General features: G+C 68.7%; 10 protein-coding genes. 7 read left to right on the top strand and 3 right to left on the bottom strand.

The genetic code is table 11. The features are described 5' to 3' along the window. Positions 1 to 6 precede the first annotated feature (6 nt). The gene (locus ITJ49_RS01465) at positions 7 to 3,021 is read left to right on the top strand and encodes a glycoside hydrolase family 38 C-terminal domain-containing protein (protein WP_194600589.1); all 3,015 of its coding nucleotides are present in this window, start codon (positions 7 to 9) and stop codon (positions 3,019 to 3,021) included. Positions 3,022 to 3,109: 88 nt separating this feature from the next. Here ITJ49_RS01465 and ITJ49_RS01460 read toward each other — a convergent pair whose 3' ends face one another. Beyond that, positions 3,110 to 3,817, bottom strand: coding sequence for a phosphonatase-like hydrolase (locus tag ITJ49_RS01460; RefSeq protein ID WP_194600587.1), 708 nt, complete (start codon positions 3,815 to 3,817; stop codon positions 3,110 to 3,112). A 188-nt stretch (positions 3,818 to 4,005) separates the two neighbouring features. Here ITJ49_RS01460 and ITJ49_RS01455 point away from each other — a divergent pair, with 188 nt between their 5' ends. From ITJ49_RS01455 to ITJ49_RS01430, 6 genes are all read left to right on the top strand, one after another. Beyond that, positions 4,006 to 5,166, top strand: a complete 1,161-nt coding sequence (locus tag ITJ49_RS01455) for an extracellular solute-binding protein (protein ID WP_194600585.1) — start codon at positions 4,006 to 4,008, stop codon at positions 5,164 to 5,166. An 18-nt stretch (positions 5,167 to 5,184) separates the two neighbouring features. Further along, positions 5,185 to 6,192, top strand: coding sequence for an ABC transporter permease subunit (locus ITJ49_RS01450; RefSeq protein WP_194600582.1), 1,008 nt, complete (start codon positions 5,185 to 5,187; stop codon positions 6,190 to 6,192). After that, entirely contained in the window at positions 6,189 to 7,079 is an 891-nt protein-coding gene (locus ITJ49_RS01445) for an ABC transporter permease (protein WP_194600580.1), read from the top strand. Before ITJ49_RS01450 ends, ITJ49_RS01445 begins: the two co-directional genes overlap by 4 nt. Beyond that, positions 7,076 to 8,167, top strand: coding sequence for an ABC transporter ATP-binding protein (locus tag ITJ49_RS01440; protein ID WP_194600579.1), 1,092 nt, complete (start codon positions 7,076 to 7,078; stop codon positions 8,165 to 8,167). Before ITJ49_RS01445 ends, ITJ49_RS01440 begins: the two co-directional genes overlap by 4 nt. 144 nt (positions 8,168 to 8,311) lie before the next feature. Continuing rightward, positions 8,312 to 10,540: an NADP-dependent isocitrate dehydrogenase gene (locus tag ITJ49_RS01435; protein WP_194600576.1), complete on the top strand. Its 2,229-nt coding sequence runs from the start codon at positions 8,312 to 8,314 to the stop codon at positions 10,538 to 10,540. A gap of 140 nt (positions 10,541 to 10,680) precedes the next feature. Beyond that, complete coding sequence (locus ITJ49_RS01430) at positions 10,681 to 11,640, top strand: NAD(P)-dependent oxidoreductase (RefSeq protein WP_194600574.1); 960 nt, start codon at positions 10,681 to 10,683, stop codon at positions 11,638 to 11,640. Positions 11,641 to 11,664: 24 nt separating this feature from the next. Here the strand turns inward: ITJ49_RS01430 and ITJ49_RS01425 are convergent, their stop codons facing one another. Together ITJ49_RS01425 and ITJ49_RS01420 are read right to left on the bottom strand one after the other, a co-directional pair. Next, a complete protein-coding gene (locus ITJ49_RS01425) occupies positions 11,665 to 13,095 on the bottom strand; it encodes an FGGY-family carbohydrate kinase (protein WP_194600572.1) in 1,431 nt (476 codons plus the stop codon). A gap of 5 nt (positions 13,096 to 13,100) precedes the next feature. Further along, a complete protein-coding gene (locus ITJ49_RS01420) occupies positions 13,101 to 14,651 on the bottom strand; it encodes an FAD-binding oxidoreductase (RefSeq protein ID WP_194600569.1) in 1,551 nt (516 codons plus the stop codon). Between the last annotated feature and the right edge of the window lie 3 nt (positions 14,652 to 14,654).

Here is a 14,654-nt window from a genome sequence, read left to right as displayed (position 1 = left end):
CACCCCATGCACGACAACTCTGCCTCCGTCGAAGTCCGCGTCGACCGTTTCGTCTTAGAGCGGCTCATCCCGGCCCTGTATCGCCGATCCCATCACCTCACCGTCGAGGCGTGGGACGTCCCCGACGAACCCGTGCCGTTCGCCGAGGCGGTGGCGCAGGAATTCACGCCCTTCGCTGTCGGCACCCCGTGGAGCAAGCCGTGGGGGACCACCTGGTTCCACGTGACCGGCGAGGTGCCCGCGGGGTGGGGCAGCGCTGGAACGGCTCTCGAACTCCTCGTCGACCTGGGGTTCAGCACGCGGCAGCCCGGCTTCCAGGCGGAGGGCCTCGTCTTTCGCCCGGACGGAACCATCGTCAAGGCGATCGAGCCCTACAACGGCTACGTGCCGATCGACGTCGCTCCGGGCGACCGTCTCGACTTCTACATCGAGGCGGCATCGAACCCCGATGTCGGCGGCAACTTCTTCTACATTCCGACGCCCCTCGGCGACAAGGCGACCGCCGGCACCGAGTCGATCTACACGCTGCGGCAGATCGACCTCGTCGAACGCGACGTCGACGTGTACGAGCTGGAGCGCGACGTGTGGAGCCTGCTCGGTCTGATGCGCGAGCTCGAGCCCACTCTGCCGCGTCGCGCCGAGATCCTGCGGGCGCTCGAGAGGGTCTGCGACGTGGTCGACCCCGACGACGTCGCCTCCACCGCGGGCCGAGGCCGAGCGGCACTCGAGGCGGTCCTCGCCTCGCCGGCCTACGCCAGCGCGCACGCCATCACGGCCGTCGGCCACGCGCACATCGACTCGGCCTGGCTCTGGCCGACCCGCGAGACCGTCCGCAAGTGCGCTCGCACGTTCTCGAACGTGCTGCAGCTGATGGACGTCGACCCCGACTTCGTTTTCGCCTGCTCGAGCGCCCAGCAGTTCTCCTGGATGAAGCAGTTCTACCCCGAGCTGTTCGAGCGCATCCGCACGCGAGTCGCCGAGGGCCGCTTCGTACCGGTCGGCGGCATGTGGGTCGAGAGCGACACCAACATGCCGGGCGGCGAGGCGCTCGTGCGCCAGTTCGTGCACGGCAAGGGCTTCTTCCTCCGCGAGTTCGGCTACGAGCCGAAAGAGGTCTGGCTGCCCGACTCGTTCGGCTACACGGCCGCGCTGCCCCAGATCGTCAGGGCGTCAGGATCCGACTCCTTCCTCACGCAGAAGATCTCCTGGAACGACACCAACAGGATGCCCCACCACTCGTTCCTCTGGGAGGGAATCGACGGGTCGCAGGTCTTCACGCACTTCCCGCCGAGCGACACCTACAACTCCGACCTCGCGGCCTCTGATCTGGCCCGCGCCCAGAGGCAGTACGCCGAGAAGGGCGCGTCGAACATCTCGATGGGCCTCTTCGGCTGGGGCGACGGCGGCGGCGGGCCCACCCGCGAGATGCTCGCCGCAGCCAAGCGCACCCACGACCTCGAGGGATCGCCCAAGGTGACTATCGGCTCGCCGCAGCAGTTCTTCGACGAGGCGAAGGCGACGCTGCCCCACCCGTCGGTCTGGTCGGGCGAGATGTACCTCGAACTGCACCGCGGCACCTACACGTCGCAGGCGAACACCAAGCAGGGCAACCGGGTCAGCGAGCACCTGCTCCGCGAAGCCGAGCTCTGGAGTGCAACGGCCGCCACCCGTGGCCTACTCGACTACCCCTACGACGAGCTGACCGATATCTGGCAGACCGTGCTGCTGCAGCAGTTCCACGACATCCTGCCCGGCTCGTCGATCGCCTGGGTGCACCAGCAGGCCGAAGAGAACTACGCCCGCATCGCGCGGGAGCTCGAGACGCTCATCGGAGCGGCGCAGCGCGCGCTCGCCGGGTCGGGCGACGCCGAGCTCGTCTTCAACGCGAGCCCCGTGGCCGCGGGGGAGGTGGCGCCGCTCGGCGCCGGTGCGGACGGACGCGCGCGCACCGTGCGCCCGGTCGAGACGAGCGACGGGATCACCCTCGACAACGGGCTGCTGAGCGTGCGACTGGACGCCGCCGGATCCTTGGTGTCGGTCCGTCATCTGGCCTCCGGCCGCGAGCTCGTCGCCCCCGGCGAGGTGGCCGCGCGCCTGCAGATCTTCCGTGACACCCCGAACCAGTGGGATGCGTGGGACATTGACCGCCACTACAAGAACAACCGATTCGAACTCGACACCCCCGACTCGGTTTCGATCGCGGGCGACGTCGTCGAGGTCGTGCACACGCACGGACAGTCGACGTTCACCCAGCGCTACTGGCTCGTCGAGGGCGAGGCGGCCGTGCAGCTCGAGACCGAGATCGACTGGCACGAGACCGAGAAGCTGCTGAAGCTGGCGTTCCCGCTCGACGTGCGGGCCGAGCAGGCCTCGTCCGAGATCCAGTTCGGCCACATCAACCGGCCGACCGCCGTCAACACGTCGTGGGATTACGCCCGCTTCGAGACGATTGCGCACCGCTGGGTGCACGTCGGCGAACCCGGCTTCGGCATCGCGGTGGCGAACGGCTCGACGTACGGCCACGACATCACCCGCTCGACCCGCGACGACGGCGGCACGACCACGCTGGTGCGCGAGTCGCTGCTGCGTGCCCCGCGGTTCCCCGACCCCGAGGCCGACCAGGGCGTCCACGTGCTGCGGACCGCGCTCGCCGTCGCCGACACCGTTCTCGACGCGGCTGCCTACGGCTACCGACTGAATCTGCCGGCGCGAACCATTTCGGGCGCAGGATCCGACGGCGTGGCCCCCATCCTCACCGTTTCGTCACCGGCGGTGCTCGTCGAGTCGGTCAAACTCGCCGAAGACCGCTCGGGCGACCTGGTAGTGCGCCTGTACGAGGCGCAGGGCGGTCGCGCGCGGGCGACGATCGGGCTCGGCGTGCCGGTGGTCTCGGCGTGGACCACCGACCTGATCGAGCGGGAGCTTTCGGGCGATGCCGCCGCAAGGTGGGGTGCCGATGACGCCATCGAGCTCGAGCTGCGGCCGTTCCAGGTGGTGACACTGCGGGTGAAGGTGGGCTAGGCCCTCGCTTGCGGCATAGACCCGCACGGTCGGCGCCCACACCTGCCCTACGCGGGGTGCTTACGCCGGTCGTGCGGGTCTGCGCCGATCAGGCGGGCCGGCACTCCGCCAGCGCCGGGATGTCGACCACACCGCCGACGATGTAGTCGTGCGGGCCTTCCGCGAGCGCCTCCCGCGAGAGCGACCCGGTGAGCACGCCGACCGAGATCACCCCGGCATTGCGCGCGGCCTGCAGGTCGACGAGGGTGTCGCCGGCCGCGAGCACGCGCGCGACGTCGTGCACCTCGGTGAGCTCCATCGCGTGGTGGATCAGGTACGGCGCTGGGCGCCCGGCGGCGACGTCCGAGGTGGTCACAACCGCGTCGACGGTGGTGGAGGCCGAGATCGGAGCCGCAGGATCCTCGGCCACCGTCCACCCGAGCGATGCCAGCAGCCCCTCGACGACCGGCCGATCGAACCCGGTCGAGAGGGCCACCCGAATGCCGCGGGAGCGCAGCGAAACGAGAGCCTCGGGCACGCCGTCGAAGGCGGTCGGCGGGTCGGTGCGGTAGGCCTCGGCGAGGGCGACCTTGAATGCGGCGAAGCGGCTCGCGACCAGCTCGTCGGTGGGGGAGATGCCGCCGAGATCGAGGAGGGCGGTGATCGCCTGCACCTTGTCGGTGCCCATCCACGCCTGAAGGTCGCCGTCCGAGAGGGTCGCGCCGGCTCCGGTGACGGCCTCCGAGAGCGCACGGTAGACGGCGCCCCCGTCGTCGATGGTGGTTCCCGCCATGTCAAAGACTGCCAATTCGATCATCCTCCGAGCGTAGGTGGGGCCGAAAACCCGAGGGCGACGGTCAAGCCGTTGGTCGCCGAGAGTTCGCAAGCCATTCACCGAGCCAGCGTGTCCCCGTAACGGGGGACGGCAACCATGGCCCCCGATCGACCTGCGGATTCCCCCCGTCCGGCACCACGGACCACCGCAGGCGTCCTGGAGGAAACACAGTGCAGACATCGTTCTCGAAGCCGGCGAAGCGCATCGTCGCCGGGCTTGCGTTCTCCGCGGCCGTCGCCATCGTGCTGACCGGCTGCTCGACGGGTTCGAGCGCCGGCGGAAACGCCAGCGACTCGAAAGCCGCCACCGCGACCAGCGCCGCCGACTTGGGCGGCATGGATGCCCTCGTCAAGGCGGCCAACGCCGAGGGTGCGCTCAATGTCATCACGCTGCCCCCGTCGTGGGCCAACTACGGCAAGATCATCGCCGGCTTCGAGAAGAAGTACCCCGACATCAAGATCACCTCGGCGAACCCGAACGGCTCGTCGGCTGACGAGGTCGCCGCGGCGAAGTCGCTCAAGGGCCAGTCGACCGCCCCCGACGTGTTCGACCTCGGCACGGCCGTGCTCAACGAGAACACCGACCTGCTCGCCAAGTACAAGGTCTCGAACTGGTCGGACATCCCCGCCGACTTCAAAGACGCCGACGGCACCTGGTACTACGACTACACCGGCCTCATGTCGGTCGGCTACGACTCCAGCGTCATCAAGACGGCCCCGACGTCGATCACCGACCTGCTCTCGTCGGAGTACAAGAACAAGGTCTCGATCAAGGGCGACCCGACGCAGGCCAACGAGGCCGCCTCGGCCGTCTACCTCGCAGCCCTCGGCAACGGCGGCTCGGCCGACGACATCCAGCCGGGCATCGACTTCTTCAAGAAGCTGAAGGGCGACGGCAACTTCAACTCGACGCTGCCCACCCAGGCCACGGTCAACTCGGGTGAGACCCCCGTCGTGATCCAGTGGAGCTACAACAACCTCGCGTGGGGCCCTGCCGGAGGATCCGCCGGCAACCCGAACTGGAAGACGGTCGTGCTCCCGGGTACCGCCCTCGGCTCGTACTACAACCAGGCCATCAACAAGGACGCCCCGCACCCCGCTGCGGCGCGCCTCTGGGAGGAGTACCTCTACAGCCCCGAGGTGCAGAACCTCTACCTGGCCGCCGGCGCGTACCCCGCGACCCTCGCCGCCATGGAGAAGGCCGGCACCGTCGACAAGGACACGCTGAAGACCGTCGGCGAGGCGCCCAGCGACTTCGTCCAACTCACCAGCGACCAGGCCACGGCCGCAGCCAAGCTCCTGACCGCCGGCTGGGCCAAGGCAGTCAACTAGCACCGGAGAAGACACCTCATGACGACACGATCGATCCCCGAAACGGCATCCCCCACGGTGGGATCGGTCGTGTCGTCGGAGCTGCGTGCGGGGAGTGCTCGGCGTTCACCCGCTCCGCGCACCCCCGCCGGGCGCGCCCCGGCCCCGGGCGACAGCGGCGGCACCGGGGGCTCGCGACCTCGACGCCGCAGTGCGGCCTGGCTCGGCTTCACGCCGTTCGCCGCCTATGTCGTGCTGTTCCTCGGCATCCCTGCGGTGATCGCGGTGGCAAGCGGCTTCTTCACCGCCGACGGCGCCTTCACCCTGGCGAACCTCTCCGCTCTCACCGATCCGACGATCGTCAAGGCGTTCCAGGGCTCTCTGCTGGTCTCGATCGTCAGCGCCCTGCTCGGCGCCGTCATCGGCGCGCTCGTCTGCTTCGCGCTCCTCGGCACGAAGGCAGAGGGCATGCTCCGCACCGTCGTCGATGCCGCTTCGAGCGTGCTCGCCCAGTTCGGCGGCGTCATGCTCGCCTTCGCGTTCATCGCGACGATCGGTTTCCAGGGGGTCGTGACGCTCTGGCTGAAAGACACCTTCGGCCTCGACGTCAACGCGAACGGTGCGCTGCTCTACCAGACGTCCGGCCTGATCATCCCCTATTCCTACTTCTCGGTACCGCTCATGGTGCTCACCTTCATGCCGGCGATGGAGGGGCTCAAAGCCACCTGGGGCGAGGCCGCGGCCACTCTCGGCGCGACCCGATTCCAGTACTGGACGAAAATCGCCATGCCGGTGCTCGCACCCGCGTTCTTCGGCTCCGTCCTCCTCCTCTTCGCGAACTCGTTCTCGTCGTTCGCGACGGCCGCGGCCCTACTCAGCCAGGGCGGAATCGTGCCGCTCGCCATCAAGCAGCAGCTCACCAGCGAGACGATCGTCGGGGTCGCGAACTCCGCGGGCGTCCTCGCCCTCGGAATGCTGGTGATCATGGTCGTGATCATGTTCTTCTACTCGCTCCTGCAGCGTCGGGCAGCGAGGTGGCAGCGATGAGCGCGCCCCGCATCGGCGCCGAGCCGAGCCGCACCGCACGCCTCGTCATCCTGATCGTGGTCGGGCTGGTCTTCGTCGTGCCGCTGGCGGCGATGTTCCAGTTCACGCTGCGCCTGGCGGGCAAGAGCGGCTACTCGTTCATCCACTACGTCTCGATCTTCCATCCCGACCCCGCCCTCGGCACCGACTACTCGCCGATCTGGCAGGGCATCCAGAACTCGCTGGTGATCTGCGTCATCACCGTCGCGATCGTGATGCTGGTGCTGCTGTCGACCATGCTGCTGGTGGAGCTGCGGTATCCCCGGTTCCGTCGGATCCTGGAGTTCGTCTGCATCCTGCCCATCACGATCCCGTCGATCGTGCTCGTAGTCGGCTACGTGCCCGTCTACCAGCGGGTGGCGGCCGTGTTCGGCAGTGCGCCCTGGACTCTCGCGTTCGCGGTCGGCATCATCGTGCTGCCGTACGCCTACCGGCCGATCGCCACGAACATCCAGGCCTTCGACCTCGTCACGCTGACCGAGGCGGCACGCTCGCTCGGCGCCTCCTGGCCGACGGCGATCGCCCGGGTGATCCTGCCGAACATGCGGCGCGGGGTCATCTCGGCGGTGTTCCTCACTGTTGCCGTCGTGCTCGGCGAGTACACGATCGCGTCGTTCCTCAGCCAAAACACGTTCCAGACGGCCCTGTTGCTGATCAGCCAGACCGACTCGTACGTGGCGACGATCTTCGCGCTCACCGCCCTCGTGTTCGCCTTCGTCCTGCTCGTCATCATCGGCCGCTTCGGTGCTGTCCGCCCCGGCGGTCGCGTCAAGAAGACCCGTCGCCCTCGCGGCACGGAGCCGAGGATCCCCCTCCCGACACCGACACCCGCCCGGAGTGCCTCATGACGTCCACCAGCCCCGCCCCCACCCTCGAGCGTCTCGGCGAGGGCGCGACCGTCGAGCTCCTCGGCGTCGTCAAGGAGTATTCGGGAGTCCGCGCCCTTGACGAGCTGTCGCTGACGATCCGTCCCGGCGAGTTCGTCGCCCTGCTCGGCCCCTCCGGCTGTGGCAAGACGACGGCCCTCCGCGCGCTCGCGGGCCTTGAGCAGATCACGGCCGGCGCCATCCGGATCGACGGGGTCGACGTGGCGGGCGTGCCCGTCAACCGACGCGACATCGGCATGGTGTTTCAGCAGTACTCGCTCTTTCCGCACCTCACCGTGCAGCAGAACGTCGAATTCGGCCTGCAGATGCGCCGGGTGTCGGCATCGGACCGGGCGACCCGCGCTCGCGAGGCACTCGAGATGGTGTCGCTCGACCACCTCTCCGAGCGGTACGCGCACCAGATGTCGGGCGGCCAGCAGCAGCGCGTCGCCCTCGCCCGCGCGCTCGTGACCCGGCCGCGTGTGCTCCTGCTCGACGAGCCGCTGTCGGCTCTCGACGCCAAGGTGCGGGTGTCGCTCCGCGAAGAGATCCGAAGGATCCAGACCGAACTCGGCATCACCACCGTCTTCGTCACGCACGACCAGGAAGAGGCCCTCGCGGTCGCTGACCGGGTCGCCGTGATGCGCTCCGGCGACATCGAGCAGATCGGCACGCCCGAGGAGCTGTACCTCACCCCGGCAACACCGTTCGTCGCCGACTTCGTGGGGGTGAGCAACCGGATGCGCGGACCCTTGGTGTCGGGGGTCGTCACCGTGCGCGGCTCGCGACTGCCGTCGATCGACCCGGCCCTGCCGAACGGCGAGGTGCTCGCGTTCGTGCGGCCGGAGGACATCGTGTTCGTGCCGACGTCGTCGACTGCCCCCGGCGACTTCTCGGGGACGGTGGCCTCGACGAGCTTCCTCGGGTCGCTCCGCCGCACGACTGTGCGCCTCGACGACGACACCATCGTTTCGGTGCAGCACTCGGTCGAGGAACGCTTCGAGTTCGGCGACGCGGTGACTCTTCGTCTGACCGGGCGGCCCGTGGCGTCGTCACCTGTGGAGGGCTGAGCGCGCGGCGTCGGAGGCACTCACTAGTCTGGGGGGAGATGCCAGCGGGCTCATGGGTCGGCGAGGTATCTTGATATCGAGACAGTCCGATGCACCTGGGCCGCAGCTCGAGGCATCGCCGCCAACGAAGGAGTCGCCACTCGCATGAGCACGATCATCTACACCTTGACCGACGAGTCACCCCGGTTGGCGACCTTCTCCTTCTTGCCCATCGTCGAGGCGTATGCGGCCAAGGCCGGCGTCGACGTCGAGTCGCGCGACATCTCGCTCGCGGCCCGCATCCTCGCCCAGTTCTCCGATCGGCTCTCCGAGGCGCAGCGCGTTCCCGACACCCTCGGCGAGCTCGGCGACCTGGCGAAGACGCCCGGGGCCAACATCATCAAGCTGCCCAACATCTCGGCATCGGTGCCGCAGCTGAAGGCGGCCATCGCCGAGCTCCGCTCGCAGGGCTACGACCTTCCCGATTATCCTGACGAGCCGTCAAGCGACGACGATGCCGCGTCTGCCGAACAGCGCGACATCCGGGCGCGCTACGACAGGGTCAAGGGGTCGGCCGTCAACCCGGTGCTCCGCGAGGGCAACTCCGACCGCCGGGCACCGCTCTCGGTCAAGCAGTACGCCCGCAAGCACCCGCACCGCATGGGGGCCTGGAGCGCCGACTCGAAGACGAACGTCGCCACCATGGGCCACGACGACTTCCGGTCGAACGAGACGACCGCCGTCGTCACAGCCGCCGGCTCGGTGAAGATCGAGTTCACCGGCGCCGACGGCACGAAGAGCGTCCTCCGTGAGTCGGTGCCCGTGCTCGAGGGGGAGGTGCTCGACGCGACCGTCATGCACGTCGCCGCCCTCAGCACGTTCCTCCACGAGCAGATGCAACGCGCCGAAGACGAGGGTGTTCTGTTCTCGGTGCACCTCAAGGCCACGATGATGAAGGTCTCCGACCCGATCATCTTCGGCCAGGTCATCCGCGTCTTCTTCGCCGACGTGTTCGCGAAGTACGGCGACGACCTCGCCGCCGCGGGCCTCAACCCCAACGACGGCCTGGGCGCGATCCTCAACGGCCTCGACTCGGTCGCGAACGGCGCCGAGATCAAAGCGGCTTTCGAAGCCGGCCTCACCGCGGGCCCCGAGCTCGCCATGGTCGACTCCGACAAGGGCATCACCAACCTGCACGTGCCGAGCGACGTGATCGTCGACGCGTCGATGCCCGCGATGATCCGCACGTCGGGCCACATGTGGGGTGCAGACGGGGCCGAGCACGACACCCTCGCGGTCATCCCCGATTCGAGCTACGCCGGCATCTACCAGGCGACGATCGACGACTGCCGTGCCAACGGCGCCTTCGACCCGACCACGATGGGGTCCGTGCCGAACGTCGGCCTCATGGCCCAGGCCGCCGAAGAGTACGGCTCGCACGACAAGACGTTCCAGCTGGCCGCCGCGGGCACCGTCACGGTGTCCACCGCATCGGGCGAGGTGCTCCTCGAGCAGTCCGTCGAGGCGGGCGACATCTGGCGCATGTGCCAGACCAAAGACGTCGTCATCCGCGACTGGGTCAAGCTCGCGGTCGCTCGTGCCCGTGCCACCGGAGCCCCCGCGATCTTCTGGCTCGACCGGACGCGCGCGCACGACGCCCAGCTCGCCTCGCTGGTCACGACCTATCTCGCCGACCACGACACCGACGGCCTGCAGATCGAGATCATGTCGCCGGTCGACGCCATGAAGTTCTCGCTCGAGCGCATCCGTCGCGGCGAAGACACGATCTCGGTCACCGGCAATGTGCTGCGCGACTACCTGACCGACCTGTTCCCGATCATGGAGCTCGGCACCTCGGCCAAGATGCTGTCGGTCGTGCCTCTGCTCAACGGCGGCGGTCTCTTCGAGACCGGTGCCGGCGGTTCGGCCCCGAAGCAGGTCTCGCAGCTCGTGCAGCAGAACTACCTCCGCTGGGACAGCCTCGGCGAGTTCCTCGCACTCGCGGCCAGCTTCGAGCACCTCGCGGCGACGACCGGCAATGCCCGAGCGCAGATCCTCGCCGACACCCTCGACCGGGCCACGGCCACCTTCCTCGATGAGAACAAGTCGCCGGCACGTGCTATCGGCTCGATCGACAACCGCGGCAGCCACTTCTACCTCGCGCTCTACTGGGCGAACGAGCTCGCCGCGCAGACCGACGACTCGGCTCTCGCCGCTGACTTCGCGACGCTCGCGAAGGCGCTCGGCGACGGCGAAGAGACCATCACCGGCGAGCTCAACGGGGCGCAGGGCCACGCGGTCGACATCGGCGGCTACTACCAGCCCGACGACGCGAAGGCCTCGGCCGTGATGCGCCCGTCGGCGACGCTGAACGCCGCGCTGGCCGCCCTCTAGGCGGCACCCGGCGTCACAACACCGCCTTTCGGGCGCGGCACCGCCCATCGGCGGCGCCTTCCCCGGAAGGCGGTGTTTTCGTGTCGCCGCGCGAGTCGCAATCGAGCCACCGACGCCGCCCCGAGCGTAGCGTCGCCCCCATGTCAAAGATCGTCATTATCGGAGCAACGGGGCACGTCGGCGGTTACCTTGTTCCTCGCCTCATCGCTGCCGGACACGAGGTCGTGGCGGTGAGCCGGGGCACGAGCGCTCCCTATCGCGACGACCCGGCCTGGGAGAAAGTCACCAGGATCCAGCTCGACCGCGAGCAAGGCGACGCCGACCGCACCTTCGCGCCGGCCATCGCGGCCCTCGAGGCCGACGTCGTGATCGACATGGTGTGCTTCACCCGCTCCTCCGCCAAGCAGCTCGTCGACGCACTCCGGCCCGCTTCGCCTCTTCTCCTGCACTGCGGCACGGTCTGGGTGCACGGCCCGGCGACCGAGGTCCCGATCACCGAGAGTGCGATCCGCACCCCGTTCGGCGAGTACGGCACCGGCAAGGCCGAGATCGAAGAGCTTCTGCTGCGCGAATCGCAGCGGCCCGGCGGTCTCCGCTCGGTCGTGCTGCACCCCGGGCACATCACCGGCCCGGGCTGGGCCATGATCAACCCGCAGGGCAACCTCGACCTGTCGGTCTGGGAAGACCTGGCGCACGGGCGCCCCGTCACGCTTCCGGGGTTCGGCCTCGAGACGCTCCATCACGTCCACGCCGACGATGTCGCACAGGCGTTCGAGAAGGCCATCGAGCGGTCGACCGCGGCGGTCGGCAATAGCTTCCACGTCGTCTCCGACCGGGCCGTCACCCTGCGCGGTCTCGCCGAGGGCATCGCCCGCTGGTACGGGCAGGAGGCGCAGCTCGAGTTCGAGCCGTTCGCCGAATGGAGGCGGGGCGTGAGTGCGGAGTCGGCGGAGGCGAGCGAGGCACACATCTCGCGCAGCCACTCGATGTCGATCGAGAAGGGGCGCCGGATCCTCGGCTACGAACCCCGCTACACGACACTGCAGGCCGTCGAAGAGGGTCTGGAGTGGCTCGCCCGCGACGGGCAGCTGACCGTCTGACCACCTGCCCGTCGAGGAGCCGACTCAGAGAGCGGCAAGCCGCCGGTACAGGTCGTCGGTCGCTCGCGCGGTCGACGCGTGGATCGGCTCGAGCGCGCAGTAGACCCCGTTCGCGACAGGATCGGGCACGAACTCGTCGCGGACGGAGACCATGGCCTCCTGAGCGGCAGCGAACGACGGGTGGACGCCTGTCGCGACAGCTGCGCAGACAGCCGCGCCCAGCCCGGCTCCGTCGGTCGTCCGTGGGCGGTGGACCGGCCGATCGAAGACATCGGCCAGGATCTGCGCGAGGAGCGGCGAGACGGAGCCGCCTCCTGAGATCACCACGCGGGTGAAGTCGGTGTCGAGCTCACTGGCCATGGCCGACGCGTGCCCGTGCATCGTAAGTGCGATCGATTCGAGGATCGACCGGTAGATGTGAGCTCGGCCCTGCCTGCCGTCGAAACCGAGCAGCGAGCCACGGCGGTGCGATTCGTCTGTGGGCGCCAGCCAGTCGAGGACGGTGATGAGGCCGCCGGATCCTGGGGGGACTTCCTGCGCTTCGAGCCCGAGCTGCTCCTCGACCGACAGCCCCCGGGTCGCTGCGGCCACGGCCGCCTCGGGGCCGAGCAGATCGCGGAACCAGCTCACGGTCCACATGCCGCGACGGATTCCGCCGCACTCGTAGAGGTAGTCGCCGGGCTTGGAGGCGAAGTTCGACCAGAACGACACCGCATCGGGGTGGCTCGACGCGCCAATCGTCATGCCGGTGATGTAGGTACCCAGCGAGATGAGCAGCGTCGTCGGCTCCGACAGGCCGCTGCCGAGCGCTTCCACCGCCTTGTCGTTCGCCGTGGCGACGACGGGGAGGCCCTCGGGCAGGCCGGTCGCGTCGGCAGCTGCAGCCGTGACGCGGCCGAGGATCCCGCCGGGGTCGATCAGGTCGACGAGCTGGTCTCGCCGGAGGCCGAACGCCTCGAACTCGGGGCCGTCCGGCAGCCACTCGCGACTGGCCGTGTCGATCGGCCACTGCCCCTGGTAGTTGGCGTTCGTATCGACGAACTGCCCGGTCAGCCGGTGCGTGATGTAGCCGGACGAGGTCGTGACGACGGCAACATCGTCGTCGGTCTGCTCGTGCGGGCGAGACACGCGATCGTCCATCCAGCTGAGCACGGGAGCGGCCAGGGTGCCGTCGGCGCGCACGAGAGCGCGGCAGAACCGGATCGTGCAGAGCCCGACCCCGACGATGTCGCCGGTGTCGTGACCGGCCGCTGTGAAGTCGGCGAGGGCGGCCCGGGAGGCCACACCGATCGATGTCCAGAGATCGTCGTCGGGGTGCTCCACGACTCCGGCGCGGGGCGTGCTGTAGGGCCGAAGGGCAGAGCGACCGCTGGCGATCGCCGCCCCGTGCTCGTCGAAGACGGTGACCTTCGACGACTGTGAGCCGTTGTCGATGCCGACCAGAAATCGGGCCACGACGATCAGGCGCCTGCGGTGTCGGAGGCCGCGGTGTTCGAGACCGCGGCGTCGGCGGCTGAGGTATCGGAGACCGCGGTGGGCGCGATCCCGGCGCCCTCGACGGGGTAGATGGTGCCCTTGTTCATGATGCCGTTCGGGTCGAACTGCGCCTTCAGGCCCGCGAGGATCGGGTAGGCGGTGCCGTGCTCGGCCACAGTCCACGGGGCCCGGTACTTGCCGATTCCGTGGTGGTGCACCATCGAGCCGCCGAAGCGCAGGGCCTCCTCCACGATGATCGCGTTGAGTGGCACGTGGTACTTCTCGATCTCTTCGCGCGGGCTGCAGTTGATCCGGTAGTCGTAGACGAAGTACATGTTCGTGCCCGTCTGGTAGCTGTGCGACGAGTGGCCTCCGAGCATCGTGAGGTCATCGGCGAACGGGTATTCGGTGCGGATCCGGTGCATGACGGCGTCGTAGATCGTGCCGACCTGCGACCAGTCGGCCGAGATCTCGGTGGTGTACCCGAGCTGGCTCCCGGCACGCATGACCTCTTTCTCGGCCTCGATCTTCTCCGGGCCCCAGTTGAGGTTGTCGAACCAGGCTTCGATGAGCGACGGGTCGACCGGCTCATGTCGGACCGTGCTCAGGATTCGGCGGATCTCGGCGCTCGTGGCCGCGACGATGCCGGCGGGGCCTTCGGCGACGAACACGACGACGCACTTGCCGTTCGCGAAGTGCGAGAAGTGCTGCGCTGCGTCTTCGGGGGAGTACAGGCGAGCCACCGAGGGGTGGAAGCCTCCCGTGATCACCTCGCGGAGGATGGCGATGCCGGTGGCCATGTCGTCGACGAGCGCGCCGTGGAACTCGTTGTTGTCGGGGTAGTGCTTGAACACCTTCACCGTCACCTCGGTGACGAAGCAGAGGGCGCCCTCGTTGCCGATGATCACGTGGCGGATGTCGGGGCCGGCCGCTCGCCGTGGCACGTTCTTGACGCGAATGACCGAGCCGTCGGGGAACACCGCCTCGAGCCCGACGACCATGTCTTCGATGGCGCCGTAGAGGGTCGAGAACTGACCGATGGAGCGAGTCGCGACCAGCCCGCCGTACTGCGCAAGGGGTTTCGACTGCGGTGAGTGGCCGGTGGTCAGGCCGCGCTCGCGGAGGGCGTCTTCTACGACCTGGAGCGGGGCGCCGGCCTCGACGGTGACCTGCATGTTCACCTCGTCGATCTTCAGGATCCGCGACATCCGCGATCCGTCCAGAACGATCGTGTCGACCACACTGGTCTCGAGCCCGCCCTCCGTGCCGGTCCGCCCGGTGCGCGGAACCACGTTGATCAGGTTGTCGTTGGCGAAGCGGAGCACGGCGCTGACGTCGTCGGTGCTCTCGGCGTAGACGATTGCGGCCGGCTTCGGGCCGTCGTAGATGCCGTGCACAGACTGGTACTTCTTGAAGCGGTCGACGCTCGCCTCGGCGAGATGGGCCGGGTCGGTGTCGATCTTCGAGGCGCCAATGAGGTCGGTCAGGGCGGCGACGATCTGCTGGCGTTCGAGGGCGGAGATGGAGGCGATCATGGG

Origin of the sequence: Frondihabitans sp. VKM Ac-2883 (genome assembly GCF_015350875.1) — a bacterium.
In the GTDB taxonomy this organism is placed as follows: Bacteria; Actinomycetota; Actinomycetes; order Actinomycetales; family Microbacteriaceae; genus Frondihabitans.
This window is presented reverse-complemented; position numbering and strand designations above follow the sequence as displayed.

Coding starts and splice junctions, on each gene's coding strand:
- ITJ49_RS01465 (WP_194600589.1), top strand. CDS start 7: ATGCACGACAACTCTGCCTCCGTCGAAGTCCGCGTCGACCGTTTCGTC.
- ITJ49_RS01460 (WP_194600587.1), bottom strand. CDS start 3,817: ATGATCGAATTGGCAGTCTTTGACATGGCGGGAACCACCATCGACGAC.
- ITJ49_RS01450 (WP_194600582.1), top strand. CDS start 5,185: ATGACGACACGATCGATCCCCGAAACGGCATCCCCCACGGTGGGATCG.
- ITJ49_RS01445 (WP_194600580.1), top strand. CDS start 6,189: ATGAGCGCGCCCCGCATCGGCGCCGAGCCGAGCCGCACCGCACGCCTC.
- ITJ49_RS01440 (WP_194600579.1), top strand. CDS start 7,076: ATGACGTCCACCAGCCCCGCCCCCACCCTCGAGCGTCTCGGCGAGGGC.
- ITJ49_RS01435 (WP_194600576.1), top strand. CDS start 8,312: ATGAGCACGATCATCTACACCTTGACCGACGAGTCACCCCGGTTGGCG.
- ITJ49_RS01430 (WP_194600574.1), top strand. CDS start 10,681: ATGTCAAAGATCGTCATTATCGGAGCAACGGGGCACGTCGGCGGTTAC.
- ITJ49_RS01420 (WP_194600569.1), bottom strand. CDS start 14,651: ATGATCGCCTCCATCTCCGCCCTCGAACGCCAGCAGATCGTCGCCGCC.